At 63.9% G+C, this 23,353-nt stretch carries 18 protein-coding genes; 15 read left to right on the top strand and 3 right to left on the bottom strand.

Features of this window, described 5'->3' with window-relative positions; genetic code table 11:
* The first annotated feature begins 29 nt into the window (after positions 1 to 29).
* Together argF and G1E_RS00830 are read left to right on the top strand one after the other, a co-directional pair.
* Positions 30 to 950, top strand: coding sequence for an ornithine carbamoyltransferase (gene argF / locus G1E_RS00825; protein WP_009684553.1), 921 nt, complete (start codon positions 30 to 32; stop codon positions 948 to 950).
* Positions 947 to 2,056 (top strand): ABC transporter ATP-binding protein, encoded by a 1,110-nt coding sequence (locus G1E_RS00830; protein ID WP_009684552.1) that lies wholly within the window; start codon positions 947 to 949, stop codon positions 2,054 to 2,056. The genes argF and G1E_RS00830 overlap by 4 nt, the downstream gene beginning before the upstream one ends.
* A 36-nt stretch (positions 2,057 to 2,092) precedes the next feature.
* Here the strand turns inward: G1E_RS00830 and ybaK are convergent, their stop codons facing one another.
* Positions 2,093 to 2,563 (bottom strand): Cys-tRNA(Pro) deacylase, encoded by a 471-nt coding sequence (ybaK, locus tag G1E_RS00835; RefSeq protein WP_009684551.1) that lies wholly within the window; start codon positions 2,561 to 2,563, stop codon positions 2,093 to 2,095.
* A gap of 298 nt (positions 2,564 to 2,861) precedes the next feature.
* Here ybaK and G1E_RS00840 point away from each other — a divergent pair, with 298 nt between their 5' ends.
* From G1E_RS00840 to glpD, 4 genes are all read left to right on the top strand, one after another.
* Positions 2,862 to 3,713 (top strand): MIP/aquaporin family protein, encoded by an 852-nt coding sequence (locus G1E_RS00840; protein WP_009684550.1) that lies wholly within the window; start codon positions 2,862 to 2,864, stop codon positions 3,711 to 3,713.
* Positions 3,714 to 3,764: 51 nt separating this feature from the next.
* Positions 3,765 to 5,264 carry a glycerol kinase GlpK gene (gene glpK, locus G1E_RS00845; protein WP_009684549.1) on the top strand — a complete coding sequence of 500 codons (1,500 nt, stop codon included), beginning with the start codon at positions 3,765 to 3,767 and terminating at the stop codon, positions 5,262 to 5,264.
* A gap of 144 nt (positions 5,265 to 5,408) precedes the next feature.
* The gene (glpR, locus tag G1E_RS00850) at positions 5,409 to 6,164 is read left to right on the top strand and encodes a DNA-binding transcriptional repressor GlpR (protein ID WP_009684548.1); all 756 of its coding nucleotides are present in this window, start codon (positions 5,409 to 5,411) and stop codon (positions 6,162 to 6,164) included.
* 232 nt (positions 6,165 to 6,396) lie between these two features.
* Complete coding sequence (glpD, locus tag G1E_RS00855) at positions 6,397 to 7,935, top strand: glycerol-3-phosphate dehydrogenase (protein ID WP_009684547.1); 1,539 nt, start codon at positions 6,397 to 6,399, stop codon at positions 7,933 to 7,935.
* 20 nt (positions 7,936 to 7,955) lie between these two features.
* On the opposite strand, the gene G1E_RS00860 is transcribed toward glpD, so the two are convergent.
* On the bottom strand, positions 7,956 to 8,837 hold the full coding sequence (locus G1E_RS00860; protein WP_009684546.1) for an NEL-type E3 ubiquitin ligase domain-containing protein: 882 nt from the start codon (positions 8,835 to 8,837) through the stop codon (positions 7,956 to 7,958).
* 282 nt (positions 8,838 to 9,119) lie between these two features.
* Between G1E_RS00860 and G1E_RS00865 the strand changes: the two genes are divergently transcribed.
* The 7 genes from G1E_RS00865 (at position 9,120) to metR (ending at position 16,714) form a co-directional block, all read left to right on the top strand.
* Positions 9,120 to 10,037 (top strand): glutamate/aspartate ABC transporter substrate-binding protein, encoded by a 918-nt coding sequence (locus tag G1E_RS00865; RefSeq protein WP_009684545.1) that lies wholly within the window; start codon positions 9,120 to 9,122, stop codon positions 10,035 to 10,037.
* 143 nt (positions 10,038 to 10,180) lie between these two features.
* The gene (locus tag G1E_RS00870; RefSeq protein ID WP_009684544.1) at positions 10,181 to 10,927 is read left to right on the top strand and encodes an amino acid ABC transporter permease; all 747 of its coding nucleotides are present in this window, start codon (positions 10,181 to 10,183) and stop codon (positions 10,925 to 10,927) included.
* Positions 10,928 to 11,599 carry an amino acid ABC transporter permease gene (locus G1E_RS00875; RefSeq protein WP_009684543.1) on the top strand — a complete coding sequence of 224 codons (672 nt, stop codon included), beginning with the start codon at positions 10,928 to 10,930 and terminating at the stop codon, positions 11,597 to 11,599.
* The gene (locus G1E_RS00880) at positions 11,596 to 12,330 is read left to right on the top strand and encodes an amino acid ABC transporter ATP-binding protein (protein WP_009684542.1); all 735 of its coding nucleotides are present in this window, start codon (positions 11,596 to 11,598) and stop codon (positions 12,328 to 12,330) included. Before G1E_RS00875 ends, G1E_RS00880 begins: the two co-directional genes overlap by 4 nt.
* A gap of 73 nt (positions 12,331 to 12,403) precedes the next feature.
* Entirely contained in the window at positions 12,404 to 14,308 is a 1,905-nt protein-coding gene (locus tag G1E_RS00885; protein ID WP_009684541.1) for an ATP-binding protein, read from the top strand.
* Positions 14,305 to 15,633, top strand: a complete 1,329-nt coding sequence (locus G1E_RS00890; protein ID WP_009684540.1) for a sigma-54 dependent transcriptional regulator — start codon at positions 14,305 to 14,307, stop codon at positions 15,631 to 15,633. The genes G1E_RS00885 and G1E_RS00890 overlap by 4 nt, the downstream gene beginning before the upstream one ends.
* Before the next feature lie 163 nt (positions 15,634 to 15,796).
* Entirely contained in the window at positions 15,797 to 16,714 is a 918-nt protein-coding gene (gene metR / locus G1E_RS00895) for a transcriptional regulator MetR (RefSeq protein WP_009684539.1), read from the top strand.
* On the opposite strand, the gene G1E_RS00900 is transcribed toward metR, so the two are convergent.
* The gene (locus G1E_RS00900) at positions 16,698 to 17,111 is read right to left on the bottom strand and encodes an NUDIX domain-containing protein (RefSeq protein ID WP_047149550.1); all 414 of its coding nucleotides are present in this window, start codon (positions 17,109 to 17,111) and stop codon (positions 16,698 to 16,700) included. The two genes, metR and G1E_RS00900, sit on opposite strands and share 17 nt — an antisense overlap.
* 133 nt (positions 17,112 to 17,244) lie before the next feature.
* Between G1E_RS00900 and G1E_RS00905 the strand changes: the two genes are divergently transcribed.
* A complete protein-coding gene (locus G1E_RS00905; protein ID WP_047149551.1) occupies positions 17,245 to 21,519 on the top strand; it encodes a DEAD/DEAH box helicase in 4,275 nt (1,424 codons plus the stop codon).
* 160 nt (positions 21,520 to 21,679) lie between these two features.
* On the top strand, positions 21,680 to 23,299 hold the full coding sequence (locus G1E_RS00910; protein WP_047149552.1) for an FMN-binding glutamate synthase family protein: 1,620 nt from the start codon (positions 21,680 to 21,682) through the stop codon (positions 23,297 to 23,299).
* Positions 23,300 to 23,353 lie beyond the last annotated feature (54 nt).

Consider the following 23,353-nt stretch of genomic DNA (forward strand, 5'->3'; position numbering starts at 1 on the left):
GCATACTGTTGCAGATAAGGTAGTCAATCATGAGCGCTAGGCACTTTCTCTCCCTGCTGGACTTCACCACCGACGAATTGCTCGGGGTGATCCGCCGCGGCATCGAGCTGAAGGACCTGCGCAAACGAGGCGTGCTGTTCGAGCCGCTGAAAAACCGCGTGCTGGGCATGATTTTCGAGAAGTCCTCGACCCGTACCCGTGTGTCGTTCGAAGCTGGCATGATCCAACTCGGCGGTCAGGCCATTTTCCTGTCGCCGCGCGATACCCAGCTGGGCCGTGGCGAGCCGATTGGCGACAGCGCCATCGTGTTGTCGAGCATGCTCGACGTGGTCATGATCCGCACCCATGCCCACAGCACCCTCACCGAATTCGCCGCCAACTCGCGCGTGCCGGTGATCAACGCGCTGTCCGACGAGTCGCACCCGTGCCAGTTGCTGGCCGACATGCAAACCTTCCTCGAACACCGCGGCACCATTCAAGGCAAGACCGTGGCCTGGATCGGCGACGGCTTCAACATGTGCAACTCCTACATCGAGGCCGCCAGGCAGTTTGACTTCCAGTTGCGTATCGCTTGCCCGGAAGGTTACGAGCCTGACCCACGCTTCATGGCCATTGGCGGTGACCACGTGCAAATCGTGCGCGACCCCAAGCAAGCCGTAAGCGGTGCCCACCTGGTGACCACGGACGTCTGGACTTCCATGGGCCAGGAGGAGGAAACTGCACGGCGCCTGGCGCACTTTGCGCCTTACCAGGTCACCCGCGAACTGCTCGACCTGGCGGCACCCGACGCCCTGTTCATGCACTGCCTGCCTGCCCACCGTGGCGAGGAAATCAGCCATGACCTGCTCGACGACCCGCGGTCCGTCGCCTGGGACCAGGCTGAAAATCGCCTGCATGCACAGAAGGCCCTCCTCGAATTCCTTGTCGAACCGGCTTACCACCACGCATGAGTCAACCCTTACTGCTCAACCTGCGCAACCTCGCCTGCGGCTACGGCGACCAGCGCATCGTCCAGAACCTCAACCTGCACCTGAACGCAGGCGACATCGGTTGCCTGCTGGGTTCATCGGGTTGCGGCAAAACCACCACCCTGCGCGCCATCGCCGGCTTCGAGCCGGTGCACGACGGCGAGGTCCAGCTGGCGGGCGAGGTAATTTCCCGAGCCGGTTTCACCCTGGCGCCGGAAAAGCGCCGCATCGGCATGGTATTCCAGGACTACGCGCTGTTCCCGCACCTGACCGTGGCGCAGAACATAGCCTTCGGCATTGCCAAGCACCCCCGCCAGGCGGCAGTCATCGAAGAAATGCTCGAGCTGGTCAAGCTGGCTGGCCTGGGCGGGCGTTACCCGCATGAGCTGTCTGGCGGCCAGCAGCAGCGGGTAGCGCTGGCCCGTGCACTGGCCCCCGAGCCACAGCTGCTACTGCTCGACGAGCCGTTCTCCAACCTCGACGTGGAACTGCGCCGGCGGCTGAGCCATGAGGTGCGTGACATTCTCAAAAGCCGCGGCACCAGTGCCGTTCTGGTGACCCATGACCAGGAGGAAGCGTTTGCCGTCAGCGACCAGGTCGGGGTGTTCAAGGAGGGCCGCCTGGAACAGTGGGACACACCCTACAATCTGTACCACGAGCCACAGACACCGTTCGTTGCCAGCTTCATCGGCCAGGGCTATTTCATTCGTGGCCAGATGGTCAGCCACGAAGCGGTCAGCACCGAACTGGGCGAGTTGCGGGGTAACCGCGCCTACATCATGGCCGCGGGCAGCTCGGTGGATGTGCTGCTACGCCCGGACGATATCGTGCATGCACCAGGCAGCCCCCTGCAGGCCAGAATAGTCGGCAAGAGCTTCCTCGGCGCCTCGACCCTGTACCGCCTGCAGTTGCCGACCGGCAGCCAGCTGGAAGCGATATTCCCCAGCCATGACGATCAGCAGGTAGGTGACGATGTCGGCATTGCGGTAAAGGCCGACCACCTGGTGCTGTTCCCGGCACCCGGTAGCGTTGCGGCGCAGTTGTCGCCCCTTGAGAATGGGGTTCGTCGCTACAGCTCGGCGACCTGATACAGGGTGCTGGGGCTGCACGGCAGCCCCAGCTTCTCAGCCTCTGCCAATGCCGGCAAATTTGCCCTGGGTATGCTCGGCCAGCACTGCGGCCGCCAACTCCACCTCGAGCCCTCGCCGTCCGGCACTGACATGGATGGTTGCAAAGTTCTGCGCCGAATCATCGATGAAGGTGCGCAAGCGTTTCTTTTGCCCCAGCGGGCTGATTCCACCCACCAGGTAGCCCGTAGCGCGCTGCGCCGCCGCCGGGTCGGCCATCTCGCACTTCTTCACCCCGGCAGCATGGGCCAGGGCCTTGAGGTCCAGGGTGCCTCCCACTGGCACCACCGCCACCAGCAACTCGCCTTTCTCGCTGCTCGCCAGCAACGTCTTGAATACCTGCTGCGGGTCCAGCCCAAGCTTCTCTGCCGCCTCCAGCCCATACGACGCCGACTTGGGGTCGTGTTCGTAACTGTGCACGCGATGCTCGGCACGATGCTTCTTCAACAGGTCTAGGGCGGGGGTCATGCTGGGGCTCCGGTCTGGGACGGCTCGGCGGCTACTTTAGGACAATTCCCACATGGCAGCCAGCGCACCGCAATCGCGCAGCTCTGGCACGGGCATCCGAAACCGATTTTAGCGGCCATTTCGTGACTGGTCGTTCACTTTCGACCTTTGACATCAGCGTTTCTTGTCTATATTTTTTCGTTTCTGAATACGTGGTGCACGTTAAAGGTGCACTTCCCTGCTCGGTGTCAATGGGGATGGACACCGAGCTTTGCTGTCGAGCGCCAAGCGCCTCACAACAAAAACAACGAGGTCATACATGACGACTGCTCTACGCCAGCCCACACTGTCCAGCCAATGCCTGGCCGAATTTCTCGGCACGGGCTTGCTGATATTCTTCGGCACCGGCTGCGTTGCCGCCCTCAAAGTCGCGGGCGCCAGCTTCGGCCTGTGGGAAATCAGTATCATCTGGGGTGTCGGGGTAAGCATGGCCATCTACCTCACCGCCGGCATTTCCGGCGCGCACCTGAACCCGGCCGTGAGCATCGCCCTCACCCTGTTCGCCGGTTTCGACAAGCGCAAGCTGCCCTTCTACATGCTGGCCCAGGTGTGCGGCGCATTCTGTGGTGCAGCACTGGTCTACACCCTGTACAGCAACCTGTTCTTCGATTTCGAACAGGCGCACGCCATGCTACGCGGAAGCGAAGCCAGCCTGGAGCTGGCGTCGGTGTTCTCCACTTACCCGCACCCCTCGCTCTCCACCGGCCAGGCCTTCCTGGTCGAAGTGGTGATCACCGCTATCCTGATGGCTGTGATCATGGCCCTGACCGACGACAACAATGGCCTGCCGCGCGGCGCCGTGGCGCCGCTGCTGATCGGCCTGCTGATCGCCGTGATTGGCAGCGCCATGGGCCCGCTGACCGGGTTCGCGATGAACCCGGCACGTGATTTCGGTCCAAAGCTCATGACATTCCTGGCGGGCTGGGGCGAAATTGCCTTTACCGGTGGGCGCAGCGTTCCTTACTTCCTGGTGCCGATCTTCGCGCCGATCGTTGGCGCCTGCGTGGGCGCCGCGGCCTATCGCGGCCTGATCGCCCGCAACCTGCCTGTTGCAACTGCCGAGCACCCTGAGACAAATGACAACCGCCAGGGCGATACTCAAGCCAGTTGATCGCGGCATCACACACAGCCCTGACCCCCTATTCTTGCAAGGCCTACGACCATGACAGACACCCAGGACAAGAACTACATCATCGCCCTGGACCAGGGCACCACCAGTTCGCGAGCGATCATTTTCGATCGTGACGCCAACGTGGTGGGTACCTCCCAGCGCGAGTTCGCCCAGCACTACCCGCAGGCGGGCTGGGTCGAACACGACCCGATGGAGATCTTCGCCACCCAAAGCGCGACCATGGTCGAAGCCTTGGCCCAAGCGGGCATCAGCCATGCGCAGGTTGCCGCGCTGGGCATCACCAACCAGCGCGAGACCACTGTTGTATGGGACAAGGAGACCGGGCGCCCGGTATACAACGCCATCGTCTGGCAGTGCCGCCGCAGCACCGAGATCTGCGCCCAGCTCAAGCGCGATGGCCATGAAGACTACATTCGCGAAGCCACGGGCCTGGTCACCGACCCGTACTTTTCCGGCACCAAGCTGAAATGGATCCTCGACAACGTTGAAGGCGCCCGTGAACGGGCCGAACGTGGCGAATTGCTGTTCGGCACCATCGATACCTGGCTGATCTGGAAATTTTCCGGTGGCAAGGTCCATGTCACCGACTACACCAATGCCTCGCGCACGCTGATGTTCAACATCCACAGCCTGCAGTGGGACGACAAACTGCTGGAGATCCTGGGCATCCCGCGGCAGATGCTGCCTAAGGTGCGGCCGTCGTCGGAAGTGTACGGCCACACCAAGAGCGGCATCGCCATCGCCGGTATCGCCGGTGACCAGCAGTCGGCCCTGTTCGGCCAGATGTGTGTGGCACCGGGCCAGGCCAAGAACACCTACGGCACCGGCTGCTTCCTGCTGATGAACACCGGCAGCCAGGCCGTGAAGTCTTCCCATGGCCTGCTCACCACCATTGCCTGCGGCCCACGGGGCGAAGTGGCCTATGCATTGGAAGGCGCCGTGTTCAATGGCGGCTCCACCGTGCAGTGGCTGCGTGACGAGCTGAAGATCGTCAACGACGCACTGGATACCGAGTACTTCGCCAGCAAGGTCAAGGACAGCAATGGCGTGTACCTGGTGCCGGCGTTTACCGGCCTGGGTGCACCGTACTGGGATCCCTATGCCCGTGGCGCGCTGTTTGGCCTGACCCGCGGCGTGAAGGTGGACCACATCATTCGTGCAGCCCTCGAGTCGATCGCCTACCAGACCCGCGACGTGCTCGACGCCATGCAACAGGACTGCGGCCAGCGCCTGTCCGAACTGCGCGTAGACGGTGGCGCAGTGGCCAACAACTTCCTCATGCAGTTCCAGGCAGACATCCTCGGCACCTGCGTGGAACGCCCGAAGATGCGTGAAACCACAGCCCTCGGCGCAGCATACCTGGCGGGCCTGGCCTGTGGCTTCTGGTGCGGCCTGGACGAGTTGCGCGACAAGGCCATCATCGAACGCGAGTTCAGCCCGCAACTGGATGAAGCGCAGAAAGAAAAGCTGTATGCCGGCTGGAAGAAGGCCGTCGATCGCACCCGCGATTGGGAAGATCACGACGCCTGAGGCACCCTCAGCGATGCCGCGGTCCCGCCATGGGATCGCGGATCGCGGTTCGCAGCCCGGGCCGATGCGTCATAGCCCACTGGCCGTAGTCTCCGTCCTACGGCATCATTGCAGAATTTGTCCGGCAGCCCCAAAGGACCGCCCATGAATCTGCCCCCACGCCAACAACAAATCCTAGAACTGGTGCGAGAGCGCGGTTATGTCAGTATCGAGGAAATGGCGCAGCTGTTCGTCGTGACGCCACAAACCATCCGCCGTGACATCAACCAGTTAGCCGAACTCAACCTGCTGCGCCGCTACCACGGGGGTGCCGCTTACGATTCGAGCGTCGAAAATACCGCCTACGCCATGCGTGCCGACCAGATGCGCGACGAGAAGCAACGCATCGCCGAGGCCGTGGCCAGGCAAATACCCGACCATGCCTCGGTGTTCATCAACATAGGTACCACCACCGAATCCATCGCCCGGGCCCTGCTCAATCACAACCACCTGAAAGTCATCACCAACAACCTGCATGTGGCCGCCATTCTCGCGGCCAAGGATGATTTCGAGGTGCTGGTGGCAGGCGGCACGGTGCGCCGCGATGGCGGCGTGGTCGGCCAGGCCAGCGTCGATTTCATCAACCAGTTCAAGGTCGATTTCGCCCTGGTAGGGATCAGTGGCATTGACGAGGACGGCAGCCTGCTCGACTTCGACTACCAGGAAGTGCGGGTATCCCAGGCCATCATCACCAATGCCCGCCAGGTCATCCTCGCCGCCGACTCCAGCAAGTTCGGGCGCAACGCCATGGTGCGCCTGGGTTCGATCAGCCTGGTGGATTGCCTGGTGACCGACCAGGCCCCCGCCCCCGCCCTGACTCAACTGCTCAACCAGTACAAGATCCGCATCGAAGTGGTGTAAACGCCCCACCGGCCGTCGGGCTGTAACGCCCTCAGATCGAGCGCTGCGCGATCTGCGGGCGGCTCGGTGCGCGAAGGGTTCAAGCGCATTTTCGTTAATGTTCATTTACTTGCCATGTGATCAGTTTTTTCTATGAAAACTGACTGGCAAGCGCCCTCCTGTTGCGCTAGTATTTTCGGAAACGAACATTAATGTTCATATTCGATATGAACAGTTTCAGGAGGCCTTGCCCGTGTCCCAGCCCGTTTCGTCCCAGCCAGCACTCGCCGACTGCTACGACATTGCCGTAATCGGCGGTGGCATCAATGGTGTCGGCATTGCCGCCGATGCCGCTGGCCGGGGCCTCAAGGTGTTCCTGTGCGAAAGGGACGACCTGGCCCAGCACACCTCATCGGCCAGCAGCAAACTGATCCACGGCGGCCTGCGCTACCTTGAGCACTACGAGTTTCGCCTGGTACGCGAAGCGCTGGCTGAACGTGAAGTGCTGCTGGCCAAGGCGCCACACATCGTCAAGCCCATGCGTTTCGTGCTGCCACACCGCCCGCACCTGCGCCCGGCCTGGATGATCCGCGCTGGCCTGTTCCTGTATGACCACCTGGGCAAGCGCAAGCGCCTGGGCGCCTCGCGCAGCCTGCGCTTTGGCCCGGGCTACCCGCTCAAACCGCAGATCACCCGCGGTTTCGAGTACGCCGACTGTGCAGTCGACGATGCCCGCCTGGTGGTGCTCAATGCCATGGCTGCCCGTGAACACGGCGCTCACATTCTGACCCGCACCCGCTGCCTGCGCGCCGAGCGTGTAGATGGCCTGTGGCAGGTAGACCTGCTGCATGCCGACGGCAAGCAACAGCGCATTCGGGCACGCGCCCTGGTCAATGCTGCCGGCCCTTGGGTGGCCAGTTTCATCAAGGACGACCTCAAGCTCGATGCGCCCTATGGCATTCGCCTGATCCAGGGCAGCCACCTGATCGTGCCGCGCCTGTATGAAGGCGAACACGCCTATATCCTGCAGAACGAAGACCAGCGCATTGTCTTCTGCATACCTTACCTGGAGCGCTTTACCCTGATCGGCACCACCGACCGGGAGTACAGCGGCGACCCGGCGAAAGTCGCCATTACCGACCAGGAAACCCAGTACCTGCTCAACGTGGTCAACGCCCATTTCAACCATCAGCTGAGCCAGGCCGACATCCTCAACACCTATTCCGGGGTACGTCCGCTGTGCAACGACGAGTCGGACAACCCGTCGGCCGTCACCCGCGACTACACGCTGGCGCTGTCGGCAGAGGTCGGTCAGGCCCCGCTGCTGTCAGTATTCGGCGGCAAACTGACTACCTACCGCAAGCTGGCCGAATCGGCGATGGCCGAGCTCAAGCCCTTCTTCAGCCAGATGCGCGGCAGCTGGACGGCCACCGCGCCCCTGCCGGGTGGCGAACACATGACCACCGCACAAGCGCTGCTGGAGCAACTGTTGGCCCGCCATGGCTGGCTGCCGGTGGATATCGCCAAACGCTGGGCGAACACCTATGGCAACCGTGTCTGGCAACTGCTCGACGGCGTGACTGGCCCGGATGACCTCGGCCAGGCCATTGGCGGTGGGCTATTCGCTCGCGAAGTCGACTACCTTTGCGAGGCTGAGTGGGCGACGACCGCCGACGACATCCTGTGGCGCCGCACCAAATTGGGCCTGTTCACTCATGCAGCAGAACGCCTGGCCCTGGAAAACTACCTGCAACAAACCCGAGTTGGGCTTGCCCAGGGCAACGCCGCGTGATGCGGCGCTGCTGCGCAGGCTCAAAGCCTGCTGTGCAGCTCCTGCGCCAGGGTTAGCAGCAAGCGTCGCTCGGCCTGCTCGTATTCGTACTTGAGGGCCTTGCAACGCAGGGCGAAGGTCCAGTCGTCGATCTGCCCCTGGCTTACCTGTCCTTCGAGGCTCTCCATCCGAACATTGAGCGGTTGCAGTACGTGCTCGAAGCGCGCCGGGTGGCGCTCGCGGGCATGGACCTCCCAGAACGGCCGCTGCGCCAGGGAGCCGATCACTTGCTCAGGTGTTTCGTTTGCCAGTATCTGGTCGCGAGCACGCAGCAGGTCGCTGCTGGTGACATGGGCAAACCCTGGGTAGTGCATCTCATCGTCCTCAAGGGGCAGGTCCAGGGGGCCACTCAGCTTGAGCCGGTAATATAGCCGCGTCTCGACCTCATACACGCCGACCGTACGCTGCGCACGCAGGCGCTCGATATGGCGCACGGCAAGCCGGTCGACTTCGTCCAGGCGCCAAAGCGAACGCCCCAGACGCCATAAACGCCCCTCCAGCCCCGCCGGCTCACCGCCTACCGCGCGCTCCACCATTACACTCAGTTCAAGCTGCTCCAACGTCAACAGCAGCCGGTCTTCACACGTCCTTGGGCCACCGGCTTCAGCGAACAGGCGCACACGCACAGCCTCATGTTGCTCGCAGAACTCCAGAATGCGCCAGATACGCGCGCGGTAACGCGCCGGCGCCAGGTCGAAATCTTCCGCCCCCGCGAAGTCCGCCAGAAACCGAAACAGGTCGGCGGCGCCACGCTCTGCGCCTAACGCGTCGTAGATGACGCGCCAGCGCATCCGTTGTTGTGCCTCGGCCGTACCGGCCAAGCGCTCGAACAAGGCGTCGGCCAGAGGCTGAGGTACACCCATAGCCCCAACCTGGGTTCCTGCAGCGAGCCCGCCCGGGCAAACAATCGGTTTTCCGACCGTAGCAACCAGGATAGTTCGGAAAACCGAACGAAAGCCCGAGGTAGACGCACTCCGCCAGGGCCCCGAGCGCCCGGACGATCAGGTTTTTTGCTCGTCAAACCCGTTTGGCACGACTCATGCTCTACACTCTTCAATCGAATGCACAGCGCTTCGCTGTATTCGTTGAACGAAAGAGTCCGCCAACGGCTCCATAAAAAAAACAAACACGTCGAGGAAAATTTGATGCGTATCGTTCGTCATCTGTTGGGCGCCACCATTGCCGCTGCGATCATTGCTTCGCCAGCCATGGCCGAAGAACTGACCGGCACCCTCAAGAAGATCAAGGACTCGGGCACCATCACCCTGGGCCACCGCGACTCTTCCATTCCATTTTCCTACCTGGCCGGCAAACCCGAGCCCGTGGGCTACTCGCATGACATTCAGCTGGCTGTCGTCGATGCCCTGAAAAAACAACTGGGTACGGACATCAAGGTCCGCTACAACCTGGTCACCTCGCAGACCCGTATCCCGCTGGTGCAAAACGGCACCGTCGACCTGGAATGCGGCTCCACCACCAACAACGTCGAGCGCCAGCAGCAAGTCGGCTTCTCGGTCGGCATCTTCGAAGTCGGTACCCGCCTGCTGACCAAGGTCAAGGACGGTCAACCTGCATACAAGGACTTCCCGGACCTGGCTGGCAAGAACGTGGTGACCACCGCTGGCACCACCTCTGAGCGCATTCTCAAGGCGATGAACGCCGACAAGCAGATGAAGATGAACGTGATTTCCGCCAAGGACCACGGTGAAGCCTTCAACATGCTAGAAAGCGGCCGCGCCGTAGCCTTCATGATGGACGACGCCCTGCTCGCCGGTGAAATGGCCAAGGCGCGCAAGCCGGCAGACTGGGTCATCACCGGTACCCCGCAGTCCTATGAAATCTACGGCTGCATGGTGCGCAAGGGTGACGAGGCGTTCAAGAAAGCGGTCGACGATGCCATCGTTGCCTATTTCAAGTCGGGCGAAGTCAACAAGAGCTACGACAAGTGGTTCCAGCAACCGATCCCGCCAAAAGGCCTGAACCTGCAGTTCCCGATGAGCGATGAGCTGAAGAAACTGATCGCCGAGCCTACCGACAAGGCCGCGGACGAGAAGAAGTCCTGATCCTCAGATAACGGCCTGGTGCTCGACAGCACGAATCAAACCCTGCAGGCCACTCATTAGTGTCTAACCTTTCATCCGAGGGCGCCCAGCGCCCCCGGATGTTCCAAGGTGCCCGTGAAACAACCGTCTGAGGGGAAATCCCGATGAATTACAACTGGGACTGGGGCGTGTTCTTCAAGTCCACCGGCGTGGGCAGCGAGACCTATCTCGACTGGTACATCACCGGCCTGGGCTGGACCATCGCCATCGCCATCTCCGCCTGGATCATCGCCTTGCTGCTGGGCTCGGTGCTCGGCGTCATGCGCACCGTGCCGAACCGCCTGGTATCGGGCATCGCCACCATCTACGTGGAGCTGTTCCGCAATGTGCCGCTGCTGGTGCAGCTGTTCATCTGGTACTTCCTGGTGCCAGACCTGCTGCCCGAAGGCCTGCAGGAATGGTTCAAGCAAGACCTCAACCCGACCACCTCGGCGCTGATCAGTGTGGTCATCTGCCTGGGCCTGTTCACTGCCGCCCGTGTCTGCGAGCAAGTGCGCACCGGCATCCAGGCGCTGCCGCGCGGCCAGGAATCCGCGGCCCGCGCCATGGGTTTCAGCCTGCCGCAGATCTACACCAACGTGCTGCTGCCCCAGGCCTACCGGATCATCATTCCGCCGCTCACCTCCGAATTTCTCAACGTGTTCAAGAATTCCTCGGTGGCATCGCTGATCGGCCTGATGGAGCTGCTGGCGCAAACCAAACAGACCGCCGAATTTTCCGCCAACCTGTTCGAGGCGTTCACCCTGGCCACGCTGATCTACTTCACCCTGAACATGGGGCTGATGCTGCTGATGCGCATGGTCGAGAAGAAAGTCGCCGTGCCTGGCCTGATTTCCGTGGGGGGCAAGTAAATGGACATGGATTTCAGCGAAATCATCCCGGCCCTGCCCGCCCTGTGGGAAGGCATGCTCATGACCTTGCAACTGATGGTCATGGGCGTGGTGGGCGGTATCGTGCTGGGCACCATCCTGGCGCTCATGCGGCTGTCATCGAGCAAGCTGCTGTCGCGGCTGGCCGGGGCCTACGTCAACTATTTCCGCTCGATCCCGCTGCTGCTGGTGATCACCTGGTTCTACCTGGCGGTACCGTTCGTACTGCGCTGGATCACCGGCGAGGACACCCCGGTGGGTGCCTTCACCTCGTGCGTGGTGGCGTTCATGATGTTCGAAGCCGCCTACTTCTGTGAAATCGTCCGCGCCGGTGTGCAGTCGATCTCCAAGGGCCAGATGGGCGCCGCCCAGGCCCTGGGCATGACCTACAGCCAGACCATGCGCCTGATCATCCTGCCGCAGGCGTTTCGCAAGATGACCCCGCTGTTGCTGCAGCAGAGCATCATCCTGTTCCAGGATACCTCGCTGGTCTACACCGTGGGCCTGGTGGACTTCCTCAACTCGGCACGCTCCAACGGCGACATCATTGGGCGCTCCCATGAGTTCCTGATCTTCGCCGGGGTCGTGTACTTCCTCATCAGCTTCTCCGCTTCGTGGCTGGTCAAGCGCCTGCAAAAAAGGATCACCGTATGATTTCCATCAAGAACGTCAACAAGTGGTACGGGGACTTCCAGGTACTGACCGACTGCAGCACCGAGGTCAAGAAAGGTGAAGTGGTGGTGGTGTGCGGCCCTTCGGGTTCGGGCAAGTCCACCCTGATCAAGTGCGTCAATGCCCTGGAGCCGTTCCAGAAGGGCGATATCGTGGTCGATGGCACCTCGATCGCCGACCCCAAGACCAACCTGCCGAAGCTGCGTTCGCGGGTGGGCATGGTGTTCCAGCACTTCGAACTGTTCCCCCACCTGAGCATCACCGAAAACCTGACCATCGCCCAGCGCAAGGTACTGGGCCGCAGTGAGGCGGAGGCCACCAAGAAAGGCCTGGCCCTGCTCGACCGCGTCGGCCTTGGCGCCCATGCCAAGAAGCACCCGGGCCAGCTGTCGGGTGGCCAGCAACAGCGCGTGGCCATTGCCCGTGCACTGTCGATGGACCCGATCGTCATGCTGTTCGACGAGCCGACCTCGGCGCTGGACCCGGAGATGGTCAACGAAGTACTGGACGTGATGGTGGAGCTTGCCCACGAGGGCATGACCATGATGTGCGTGACCCACGAAATGGGCTTCGCCCGCAAAGTGGCCAACCGCGTGATCTTCATGGACAAAGGCCACATCATCGAAGACTGCCAGAAGGAGGCGTTCTTCGGCGACCCGACTGCCCGCCACGAACGCACCCAGCACTTCCTCAGCAAGATCCTGCAACACTGATTTTGCTTCATTGAACCGGTCGGCGCCGCTGCCCAATCGGGCAGCAGGCGCTGGTCGTGACAAGGCCACTGTGATGAAATGCGATCCTTCGCTTCTTCTCCCTGCCAAGCCTGCCGTGAAATCCCGCCTGCTCCGCCAATTGCTGTTGCCACCACTGATCATTTTGCTGATGGTCGGCCTGGGTATGGCTGGCTACCTGATCAGCGAGAGCAACGGTATTCGCACCCTCAGCGAAAACGGTGAACGCCAGCTGGAGCTGCACGCGCGCACGGTCGAAAGCGAGATCAGCAAATACACCTACCTGCCGAGCCTGCTGGAGCTGGAAGACAGCGTCTCGCACCTGCTCACCGACCCGGATGGCGGTTCGCGCCAGGCGGTCAACGAATACCTCGAAGGCCTGAACCGGCGCAGCCGCAGCCGGGCAATTTTCGTGCTCGATACCAATGGCCGGGTCCAGGCCACCAGCAACTGGCGCGATGCCGATTCGTTCCTGGGCGAAGACCTGTCGTTCCGCGCCTATTTCCAGACTGCCGTACGCGGCGAACCTGGGCGCTTCTACGGCATCGGCAGCACCACGGGCGAGGCTGGCTACTACCTGGCCCACGGGCTCGAGGAACACGGCAAGATCATTGGCGTGGCGGTGATCAAGGTACGCCTGGATACCCTGGAAGAACGTTGGCAGCGGGCGCGCCTGGAGGCATTCGTCAGCGACGAGAACGGCATCATCATCCTTTCCAGCGACCCTGCCAGGCGCCTGAAGTCGGTACGCCCGCTGACCGCGCAAACCAAGGAACGGCTGGCGCGCAGCCTGCAGTATTACTGGTGGCCGTTGAACGAGTTGCAGCCCCTGGCCCGCGAGACCCTGGCCGATGGCGTGGAAAAACTGACCTTCCCCGCCAACAGCGAGACTGCCCACGGCGAGCCCCACGAAGTGGCCTACCTGGCCCAGACCCGCCGGCTGGTCGACACGCCCTGGCATTTCACCCTGCTCACCCCGCTGCAGGACCTGCGCCGCGAATCCATGGTCCAGGGCATTCTGGTGGGGGTCGCCTTCGCCCTGCTGGCCATCCTCGGCATCGCCTGGAACGAGCGGCGCAAAGTCATCGCCACCCGCCTGGCCGCACGCGAGGCGCTGGAGGAAGCCAACAGCCAGCTGGAGCGACGGATTACCGAACGCACCGCCGACCTGCGTGCCAGCAACGAACGCCTGAAAGGCCAGATTCGCGAGCGCCGGCACGCCGAACAAACGCTGCGCCACGCCCAGGACGAGCTGGTGCAGGCCGGCAAGCTGGCAGCCATCGGGCAGATGTCCACCAGCATCGCCCACGAGCTGAACCAGCCGCTGGCTGCCTTGCGTACGCTGTCTGGCAACACGGTGCGCTTCCTCGAACGCGGGGCGCTGGAAACCGCCAGCACCAACCTGCGCACCATGAACGACCTGATTGACCGCATGGGCCGCATCACTGCCAGCCTGCGCTCGTTCGCCCGGCGCAGCGACGACAGTGGCCAGGCTTCCCTGGCCAAGGCGATAGAAGCCACCTTGCAAGTACTGGGCAACCGCATCAGCGCCTGCCAATTGCAGCTGCACAACCACTACGAGGACCAGCAACTGGCCATCGACCAGACCCGCCTGGAGCAAATCCTGGTCAACCTGATCGGCAATGCCCTCGATGCCATGGCTGCGCAGCCACAGCCCGAACTGTGGCTGGAGGGCGAAGTGCAGGGCGACAAATACCGTTTGCAGGTGCGTGACAATGGCCACGGCATCGACGCCGAGGCGCGCAAGCACCTGTTTGAACCGTTCTTCACCACCAAACCGGGCGAACACGGCCTGGGCCTGGGCCTGACCCTGTCGGCGAGCCTTGCGGCTGCGGCCAAGGGCAGCCTCAACGTCGAGCACCCCGTCACCGGCGGGAGCGCCTTCGTCCTGGCCCTGCCCCTGGTTTCGCCCCCTAACGAATCGGCAGAGCACCCATGAACCAAGCGCCTCTTACCGTCCTGATCGTCGAAGACGACCCGCATGTGCTGCTCGGCTGCCAGCAGGCACTGGCCCTGGAGGACATCGCCTGCGAAGGTGTGGGCAGTGCCGAGCAGGCGCTGGAGCGCATCGGCGACGATTTCGCTGGTATCGTCGTCAGCGATATCCGCCTGCCCGGCATCGACGGCCTGGAGCTGCTCAACCGCCTCAAGGCCCGCGACCGCAGCCTGCCTGTGGTACTGATCACCGGCCACGGTGACATCGACATGGCCGTAGGCGCCATGCGCAATGGTGCCTACGACTTCATGGAGAAGCCGTTCTCCCCGGAACGCCTGGTCGACGTGGTGCGCCGCGCCCTGGAGCAACGGGGGCTGTCGCGCGAAGTGGTTGCCTTGCGCCGCCAGCTGGCCGAACAGAGCAGCCTGGAAGGCCGTATCATCGGCCGCTCGCCGGCCATGGAGCACCTGCGCGAGCTGATTGCCAATGTGGCCGACACCTCGGCCAACGTGCTCATCGAGGGCGAGACCGGCACCGGCAAGGAACTGGTCGCACGCTGCCTGCATGACTTCAGCCGTCGCCAGGGCCAGCCCTTCGTGGCGCTGAACTGTGGCGGCCTGCCGGAAAACCTGTTCGAGACCGAGATTTTTGGCCACGAGGCCAACGCCTTCACCGGTGCCGGCAAGCGCCGTATCGGCAAGATCGAACACGCCAATGGCGGCACGCTGTTCCTCGACGAGGTGGAGAGCATGCCGATCAACCTGCAGATCAAGCTGCTGCGCGTCTTGCAGGAGCGCACCCTGGAACGGTTGGGGTCGAACCAGAGCATTGCCGTGGATTGCCGGGTGATTGCGGCAACCAAGGCCGACCTCGATAGCCTGGGCCAGAGCGGTCAGTTCCGCAGCGACCTGTACTACCGGTTGAACGTGGTGACCCTGGAGCTGCCACCGCTGCGCGAGCGCCGCGAAGACATCTTGCAATTGTTCGAGCACTTCCTGCAGCAATCGGCCCTGCGCTTCGATCGGGAAACACCGACCCTGGACAGCCAGACCTTGTCCCGCCTCCTCGCCCACGACTGGCCAGGCAATGTGCGGGAACTGCGCAACGTGGCCGAACGCTACGCCCTGGGCCTGCCGGCGTTCAAGAAAGGGCCCAGCGGGGGGGCCAGCCAAGGCCTGGGCTTTGCCGAGGCGGTGGAGGCGTTCGAACGCAACCTGCTCAGCGATGCACTGCAACGCACCGGCGGCAACCTCAGCCAGGCCAGCCAGGAGCTGGGCATGGCCAAGACCACGCTGTTCGACAAGGTCAAAAAATACGGCCTCGGTTGACCTCAACAACGGTGTGAAGCGCCTACGGCGCGATTATTCGGGCCCCAGTGGGTGTGGGGCCAGCCGCAGGCGGTGCGGCGCTACGCCCAGTCGACAGCGTTGCCAACATGAGCGAAACTCAACTCATTGCTTCGTTCACCCCATTCACACCCCGGAGTCAGCAGTGCTGGAGATCCGCCACCTGAAAACCCTTCATGCCTTGCGCGAGGCCGACAGCCTTGTGGAAGCCGCCGAGCGCCTGCATCTGACCCAGTCGGCGCTGTCTCACCAGTTCAAGGAGCTGGAAGAACGCCTGGGCCTGCCGCTGTTCGTACGCAAGAGCAAGCCGATACGCTTTACCAGCGCCGGGCTGCGCCTGCTGCAACTGGCCGATGCCACCTTGCCGTTGCTACGGGGTGCCGAACGCGACATCGCACGCTTGGCCGGCGGTACCGCCGGGCGCCTGCACATGGCAATCGAATGCCACAGCTGTTTCCAGTGGCTGATGCCGACCATAGACCAGTTCCGCGATGCCTGGCCGGAAGTCGAGCTGGACCTGGCCTCCGGCTTCGCCTTTGCACCCTTGCCAGCCCTGGCCCGTGGTGACCTTGACCTGGTGGTGACCTCCGACCCGGTGGACCTGGCCGGCATCACCTACGTGCCGCTGTTCACCTACGAAGCCATGCTGGCGGTCGCCAACCAGCATGCGCTGGCCAGCAAGCCGTATATCGTGCCCCAGGACCTGCTCGACCAGACCCTGATCACCTACCCGGTGGAGCGCGACCGCCTGGACATCTTCACCCGCTTCCTGGAGCCGGCCGACGTCGAGCCGGCCGCCGTGCGCACCTCGGAGCTGACCGTGATGATGATGCAGCTGGTCGCCAGCGGCCGGGGGGTGTGCGGCATGCCGCACTGGGCTTTGCATGAGTACAGCGCGCGGGGTTATGTGAAAGGCAAGCGCCTGGGCGAGAAAGGCCTGTTTGCCACGCTTTACGCCGCTGTGCGCACCGACATGCTCGATGCGCCGTACATGCGCGACTTTCTGCTGACCGCCAAGGACACCTCCTTCGCCACCCTCGACGGCGTCAGCGCGGTGCGTTGAACAACTGGCGGTACAGCGGCAGGATCAGGTCGCGGGTCAAGGGCGCCAGTGGCTGGTCTGGCGCCTGATCTGCAGCCAGCCATACCACCTCCTCGATTTCTGCCGCCGGGACCACGGCAGCGGCGCTGTAGACTCGAAACAGCTCGGCTTGCACCTCGAAGCCGGGCTCATTGGCGGCCGTGGCACTGAACTGGCCCAGGTACACGGCCTGGGCCGGGTCGATGTGCAGGCCCAATTCCTCGTGCAGTTCGCGCACCAGTGCCTGCAGCGCCGTTTCACCCGCATCGATCTTGCCCCCCGGCTGCATGAAGGCTTCGGTGCCACGCTTGCGCACCAGCAAGGTGCGCCCCTGCGGGTCGAGCAACAGGGCGGCGGCGATGCGAATGGTATTGGGCATGGGCTGAACTCGCTGGCAACAATGGCCGGGGAGGATCCCACGGGCTCGCTTGGGCTGACAAGGCCATTGTCGGGTGTGCCGGCCAGACGAACGGCCCCTTGCCAAAGCGCCCATGCCCCTCCATAACCAACCCATGAACCTGCCCGCCCAACAGCACCCGGTGCTCGAACTGTTCCACCCCGCCGTACGCACCTGGTTCGGCCGCCACTTCGCAACCGTTACCGATGCCCAGGCCCAGGCCTGGCCCTTGGTCCATGGCGGCCAGTCGATGCTGTTGGCCGCACCCACCGGCTCGGGCAAGACCCTGAGCGCGTTCCTGGCCGTGCTCGATGAACTGTTCTGCCAGGGCCTGGCGCAGCAGGGTCAGCTGCCGGCGCAGACCCAGGTGGTCTATGTTTCGCCGCTCAAGGCGCTGTCCAATGACATCCGCGTCAACCTGCAAGCCCCGCTTGAGGGTATCAGCCAGGCCCTGGCAGAACAGGGCCTGGCTGCACCCCGCATCACTACCGCCGTGCGCACCGGCGATACCCCGCAAAAAGAACGCGCCGCCATGCGCAAGCTGGCACCGCACATTCTGGTCACGACCCCTGAATCCCTGTATGTACTGATGGGTTCGGCGTCTGGTCGTGAAGGCCTGCGCAACGTGCATACGGTAATCGTCGACGAGATCCACGCCTTGGCCGGCAACAAGCGCGGGGCGCATCTGGCACTGACCCTGGAACGTCTGCAGGCCTTGGCAGGCCGGCCCTTGCGCCGTATTGGCCTGTCTGCCACACAGCGCCCGGTGGCGCGGGTGGCGCAGTTTCTGGTCGGGAGCGGCCGGCCCTGCGCGGTTGTCGATATTGGCCATGCCCGGCCACGCGACTTGGCCATCGAGCTGCCGCCGGTACCGTTGGCGGCGGTCATGGCCACCGATGTCTGGGGCCTGGTCTACGACCGCCTGGCAGCCCTGGCCCGCGAGCATCGCACCACCCTGGTATTCGTCAACACCCGGCGCCTGGCTGAGCGCATCACCCGCCACCTCAGCGACCGCCTGGGCAAGGATGCCGTGGCCGCGCACCATGGCAGCCTGGCCAAGGAGCTGCGCCTGAGCGCCGAGCAACGGCTCAAGCACGGCCAGTTGCAGGTACTGGTGGCCACCGCTTCACTGGAGCTGGGCATCGACATTGGCGACATCGACCTGGTCTGCCAGGTTGCCTCGCCGGGTTCGATTGCCGCCTTCCTGCAACGGGTTGGCCGCGCCAGCCACCAGGTCGATGGCGTGCCGAAAGGGCGCTTGTTCCCGACATCGCGTGACGACCTGATCGAGTGCGTGGCCCTGCTCGACTGCGTACGCCGGGGGGAACTGGAGGCGCTGCACATACCCCGGGCGCCCCTGGACGTGCTGGCCCAGCAGATCGTCGCCGAAGCCTGCAACCAGCCGTGGCACGAACAGGCGTTGTTCGACTGCCTGCGCCAGGCCACACCTTATGCCCACCTCGACCAGCAGCACTACCAGGCCCTGCTGCGCATGCTTGCCGAGGGCTACAACGGCCGCCAGGGCGTACGCAGTGCCTACCTGCACCGCGATGCGGTAAGCGGCACATTGCGGGGCCGCCGCGGCAGCCAGCTGACCGCGCTGACCAGCGGTGGCACCCTTCCGGACAACGCCGATTACAGCGTATTGCTGGAGCCGCAGGCGCTGAACATTGGCAGCGTCAATGAAGACTTCGCGGTGGAGAGCATCGCAGGCGACATCTTCCAGCTGGGCAATGCCTCGTACCGCATCCTGCGCGTCGAGTCGGGCCGGGTTCGGGTGGAGGATGCCCAAGGGCTGCCGCCCACCATTCCGTTCTGGCTCGGCGAGGCGCCTGGCCGCAGCGACGAACTGTCCGCGGCCGTGGCCAGGCTGCAGGCACAGCTTGACCAGCAGCTGACGCTGGCCGACGGCGATACCCGCGCGGTGTCGGCATGGTTGCAGGGTACGTTCGAGCTGGGCGAAGACTGCGCCGAGCAGTTGCTCGACTACCTGGCCCGTACCCGCGACGTGCTCGGTGCCCTGCCCTCGCAGGAAACGTTGGTGATGGAGCGTTTCTTCGATGCCTCCGGCGGCACCCAGCTGATCATCCATTCGCCCTACGGCAGCCGCATCAATCGCGCCTGGGGCCTGGCCTTGCGCAAACGCTTCTGTCGCACCTTCAATTTCGAACTGCAGGCGGCCGCCAGCGAGGACGCCATCGTGCTGTCGCTGTCCACCAGCCACAGTTTCGACCTCGACGAGGTCTGGCGTTACCTGAAAAGCGGCACCGCAGAAGCCCTCCTCATACAGGCCGTGCTCGAAGCGCCACTGTTCGGTGTGCGCTGGCGCTGGAACGCCAGTGTCGCCATGGCCCTGCCGCGCTTCGTGGGCGGGCGCAAAGTAGCGCCGCAAATCCAGCGCATGAAAAGCGAAGACCTGGTTGCCGCGGTGTTTCCCGACCAGATCGCCTGCCTGGAAAATATCGCCGGCGAGCGGCAGATACCCGAGCACCCGCTGGTCGAGCAGACCCTCGACGACTGCCTGCACGAGGCCCTGGATTGCACGGGCTGGCTGGCCCTGTTGAGGCGCATGGAAAGCGGGGCGGTACGCCTGCTGTGCCGCGACCTGCCTGCGCCATCGCCGCTGGCATCGGCCATTCTCAATGCCCGCCCTTATACATTCCTCGACGACGCACCGCTGGAAGAGCGCCGTACCCAGGCGGTGCTCAACCGGCGCTGGAACGAGGTGCACAGCAGTGACGACCTGGGCGCACTGGACGCCGACGCCATCGCTGCCGTGGCCGCCGAGGCCTGGCCGCAGCCGCGCAATAGCGACGAAATGCACGAAACCTTGATGAGCCTGGGCGCCATCAGCCAGGCGCAGGTCAGCGCCAACCCTGGTTGGAACCTGTTCCTCAGGCAACTGGCCAAGGCCGGCCGCGCCTTGCGCCTGCCCCGCGAGCAGTTGTGGCTGGCCCGCGAGCGCCTGAACCTGCTGCAGGCGATCTACCCGGCGACGCCCCTCGAACCGGCGCTGGAACAGTTGCCTGGCTTCGACCAGCCCATCGAGCCCGACAATGCCCTGGGCGAACTGCTGCGTGGCCGCCTGAGCGCCCATGGCCCACAGACGCTGGTACAGATCGCCGCGCCGTTGGGCATGCCGCCGCAGGCAGTCGAACAGGCCCTGGCCCGCCTGGAAGCCGAAGGTTATGTGCTGCGCGGCTATTTCAGCCCGGCCGCCAACGAGCTGCAATGGTGCGAACGCCATTTGCTGGCGCGCATCCACCGCTACACGGTCAAGCGCTTGCGTCGCGAAATCGAGCCGGTCAGCCTGCAGGACTTCATGCGTTTTCTGTTCGACTGGCAGCACCTGGCACCTGACACGCGCCTGCGTGGCCCGCAGGCTGTAGCCGAAGTGCTTGGGCAGTTGCAGGGCTTCCCCAGTGCAGCCGCAGCCTGGGAGGCCGAACTGCTGCCCGCACGGATCCACGACTACAGCCCCCACTGGCTCGATGATGCGTGCCGCAGCGGGCAATTCGCCTGGAGCCGGTTGGCCGCGAGCCGCTCAGGCAGCACCTTGTCGAGCACCCCGCTGGTGTTGCTGCCTCGGGAGCACCTGGGGCTGTGGCGCAGCCTGGCGCCCGCGCCTGCCGTACAGAGCCTTGGCGCACGGGCGCAGCGGGTACATGAGGTGCTGCAGGCTCAGGGCGCGTTGTTCTTCGACGAACTGATCCACGATGCCCGCCTGCTGCCCAGCGAACTGGAAACAGCGTTGCAGGAACTGGTGGGTGCCGGCCTGGTAGGTGCCGACAGCTTCACTGGCCTGCGCAGCCTGATCGCCCCGGCGGCGAAACGCGCTTCACGCACCCGCCGGCGCGGCCATGCACCGTTGTCCAGCAGCATGTCCCATGCCGGGCGCTGGGCATTGCTGCGCCAAGGCACGGCGGATGACAGCCAGCGCCTGGAGCACATCGCCCACGCCCTGCTAAGGCGCTATGGCGTGGTGTGCTGGCGGCTGCTGGAGCGCGAGAGCGATGTACTGCCACCGTGGCGGGAACTGCTGCGCTGCTACCACCGGCTGGAGGCACGCGGCGAGATCCGCGGGGGGCGCTTCATTGCCGGGTTGGCCGGTGAACAATTTGCCTTGCCGGAGGCGGTCGGGTTGCTGCGCCAGGTACGCCGGCGCGAGGCGGACGGCGCACTGCAGGTGGTCAGTGCCAGTGACCCGCTGAACCTGATCGGCTCGTTGCTGCCGGGGGTGAAGGTGCCGGCGGTGAGCGGCAACCGCCTGCTGTACCGCGACGGCGTGCCAGTGGCCAAGCGCGTGGCCGGGCGCCCTGTGTACCTGAGCGAGGCGCCCGCGCACGAGCAGGAAAGCTGGCGACAGAAGCTGCTGCGCGGGGCACCGTAAACAGCCTGCCTTGCCGAGCATGGGCCAGGGCTGCTGAGGCTTGGCGTGGCGAGAATGATTTTCGCTACCCCGATTTTAATTTGCAGCGCCCGGCAACTTGGCTATGGTCGGGGTTTGCCCCCAGGCCCTGAGCCTGACCGCGCCATCGCAAGGACCCCGTATGAGCCTGTCACTTCTCAGCCGCTATGCCTTCTTCGCCGCCTGTGTCCTGTTCACCTTGGCGAGCCTGCCCTTCAGCCAGCATGAATGGCTGTGGCCCTTCACCCTGACCGCCGGCGTTCTCAGCCTGATCGGGCTGTTCGACCTGCTGCAGCAGCGCCACGCCGTGCGCCGCAACTACCCCATCCTGGGCAACATCCGCTACCTGGTAGAGGCCATCCGCCCGGAGATCCGCCAGTACCTGCTGGAGTCCGACAGCGACGCACTGCCGTTCTCCCGTGCGCAGCGCTCGCTGGTGTATGCCCGGGCCAAGAACGAAGCTTCCGACAAACCGTTCGGCACCTTGATCGATGTGTACCAGTCCGGCTTCGAGTTCATTGGCCACTCCATGCGCCCGGCGCCGTTGGCCGACCCGGCCAGCTTCCGCATCATCATTGGTGGGCCGCAGTGCAGCCAGCCGTATTCGGCCTCGATTTTCAACATCTCGGCCATGAGCTTCGGCTCGCTCAGCGCCAACGCTATCCGCGCGCTCAACCAGGGCGCCAAACTGGGCAACTTCCACCATGACACTGGCGAAGGCAGCATCAGCCCGTACCACCGTGAACACGGTGGTGACCTGGTATGGGAACTGGGCAGCGGCTACTTTGGCTGCCGCACCGCGGACGGGCGTTTCGACCCTGAGCGCTTCGCCGCACAAGCCCGTAGCCCGCAGGTGCGCATGATCGAAGTGAAGATGAGCCAGGGCGCCAAGCCTGGCCATGGCGGCATCCTGCCCAAGCACAAGGTCACCGAGGAAATTGCCGAGACCCGTGGCGTGCTGATGGGCGAAGACTGCATTTCGCCATCACGGCACAGCGCCTTTTCCACCCCCATCGAGATGATGCAGTTCATCGCCCAGCTACGCGAACTGTCCGGCGGCAAGCCGGTGGGTTTCAAGTTCTGCCTGGGCCACCCGTGGGAGTTCATGGGCATCGCCAAGGCCATGCTGGAGACCGGTATCCTGCCGGATTTCATCGTTGTCGATGGCAAGGAAGGCGGCACCGGCGCGGCGCCGGTGGAATTCACCGATCACATTGGCGTGCCCCTGCGTGAGGGGTTGCTGTTCGTGCACAACACCTTGGTCGGGCTGAACCTGCGCGACAAGATCAAGCTGGGCGCCAGCGGCAAGATCGTCAGCGCCTTCGACATCGCCAGTGTACTGGCCATTGGCGCCGACTGGGCCAATTCGGCGCGCGGCTTCATGTTCGCCATTGGCTGCATCCAGTCGCAAAGCTGCCACACCAACAAATGCCCCACTGGCGTGGCCACGCAAGACCCGCTGCGCCAACGCGCACTGGTAGTGCCGGACAAGGCCCAGCGGGTGTTGAACTTCCACCACAACACCTTGCGCGCGCTGGCAGAAATGCTGGCGGCGGCTGGCCTGGAGCACCCGGCACAGCTGGAGGCCAAGCACTTGGTGCGCCGCATCTCGGCCACCGAGATCAAGCTGTTCTCGCAGATGCATGTGTTCCTCAAGCCGGGCGAGCTGCTCACCGGCGAGGTGGATGGCCAGTTCTACTCGCGCATGTGGCAGCTGGCCAGGGCCGACAGCTTCGAGCCGCACAGTGAGGTCGCGGCCTGACGCGCCCCGGGGGCTGCTTGGCAGCCCTGCTGCGATCCCTGTGGGAGATTCTAT

Origin of the sequence: Pseudomonas sp. TJI-51, assembly GCF_000190455.2 — a bacterium.
GTDB lineage: Bacteria > Pseudomonadota > Gammaproteobacteria > Pseudomonadales > Pseudomonadaceae > Aquipseudomonas > Aquipseudomonas juntendi.

Excerpts from the sequence above, each read along its gene's own strand:
- glpR (WP_009684548.1), top strand. The coding sequence starts at position 5,409 with ATGAATCTGCCCCCACGCCAACAACAAATCCTAGAACTGGTGCGAGAG.
- ybaK (WP_009684551.1), bottom strand. The coding sequence starts at position 2,563 with ATGACCCCCGCCCTAGACCTGTTGAAGAAGCATCGTGCCGAGCATCGC.
- G1E_RS00885 (WP_009684541.1), top strand. The coding sequence starts at position 12,404 with ATGAAATGCGATCCTTCGCTTCTTCTCCCTGCCAAGCCTGCCGTGAAA.
- G1E_RS00910 (WP_047149552.1), top strand. The coding sequence starts at position 21,680 with ATGAGCCTGTCACTTCTCAGCCGCTATGCCTTCTTCGCCGCCTGTGTC.
- G1E_RS00890 (WP_009684540.1), top strand. The coding sequence starts at position 14,305 with ATGAACCAAGCGCCTCTTACCGTCCTGATCGTCGAAGACGACCCGCAT.
- G1E_RS00900 (WP_047149550.1), bottom strand. The coding sequence starts at position 17,111 with ATGCCCAATACCATTCGCATCGCCGCCGCCCTGTTGCTCGACCCGCAG.
- G1E_RS00880 (WP_009684542.1), top strand. The coding sequence starts at position 11,596 with ATGATTTCCATCAAGAACGTCAACAAGTGGTACGGGGACTTCCAGGTA.
- G1E_RS00860 (WP_009684546.1), bottom strand. The coding sequence starts at position 8,837 with ATGGGTGTACCTCAGCCTCTGGCCGACGCCTTGTTCGAGCGCTTGGCC.
- argF (WP_009684553.1), top strand. The coding sequence starts at position 30 with ATGAGCGCTAGGCACTTTCTCTCCCTGCTGGACTTCACCACCGACGAA.
- glpK (WP_009684549.1), top strand. The coding sequence starts at position 3,765 with ATGACAGACACCCAGGACAAGAACTACATCATCGCCCTGGACCAGGGC.
- G1E_RS00875 (WP_009684543.1), top strand. The coding sequence starts at position 10,928 with ATGGACATGGATTTCAGCGAAATCATCCCGGCCCTGCCCGCCCTGTGG.
- G1E_RS00870 (WP_009684544.1), top strand. The coding sequence starts at position 10,181 with ATGAATTACAACTGGGACTGGGGCGTGTTCTTCAAGTCCACCGGCGTG.
- G1E_RS00840 (WP_009684550.1), top strand. The coding sequence starts at position 2,862 with ATGACGACTGCTCTACGCCAGCCCACACTGTCCAGCCAATGCCTGGCC.
- G1E_RS00830 (WP_009684552.1), top strand. The coding sequence starts at position 947 with ATGAGTCAACCCTTACTGCTCAACCTGCGCAACCTCGCCTGCGGCTAC.
- G1E_RS00865 (WP_009684545.1), top strand. The coding sequence starts at position 9,120 with ATGCGTATCGTTCGTCATCTGTTGGGCGCCACCATTGCCGCTGCGATC.
- G1E_RS00905 (WP_047149551.1), top strand. The coding sequence starts at position 17,245 with ATGAACCTGCCCGCCCAACAGCACCCGGTGCTCGAACTGTTCCACCCC.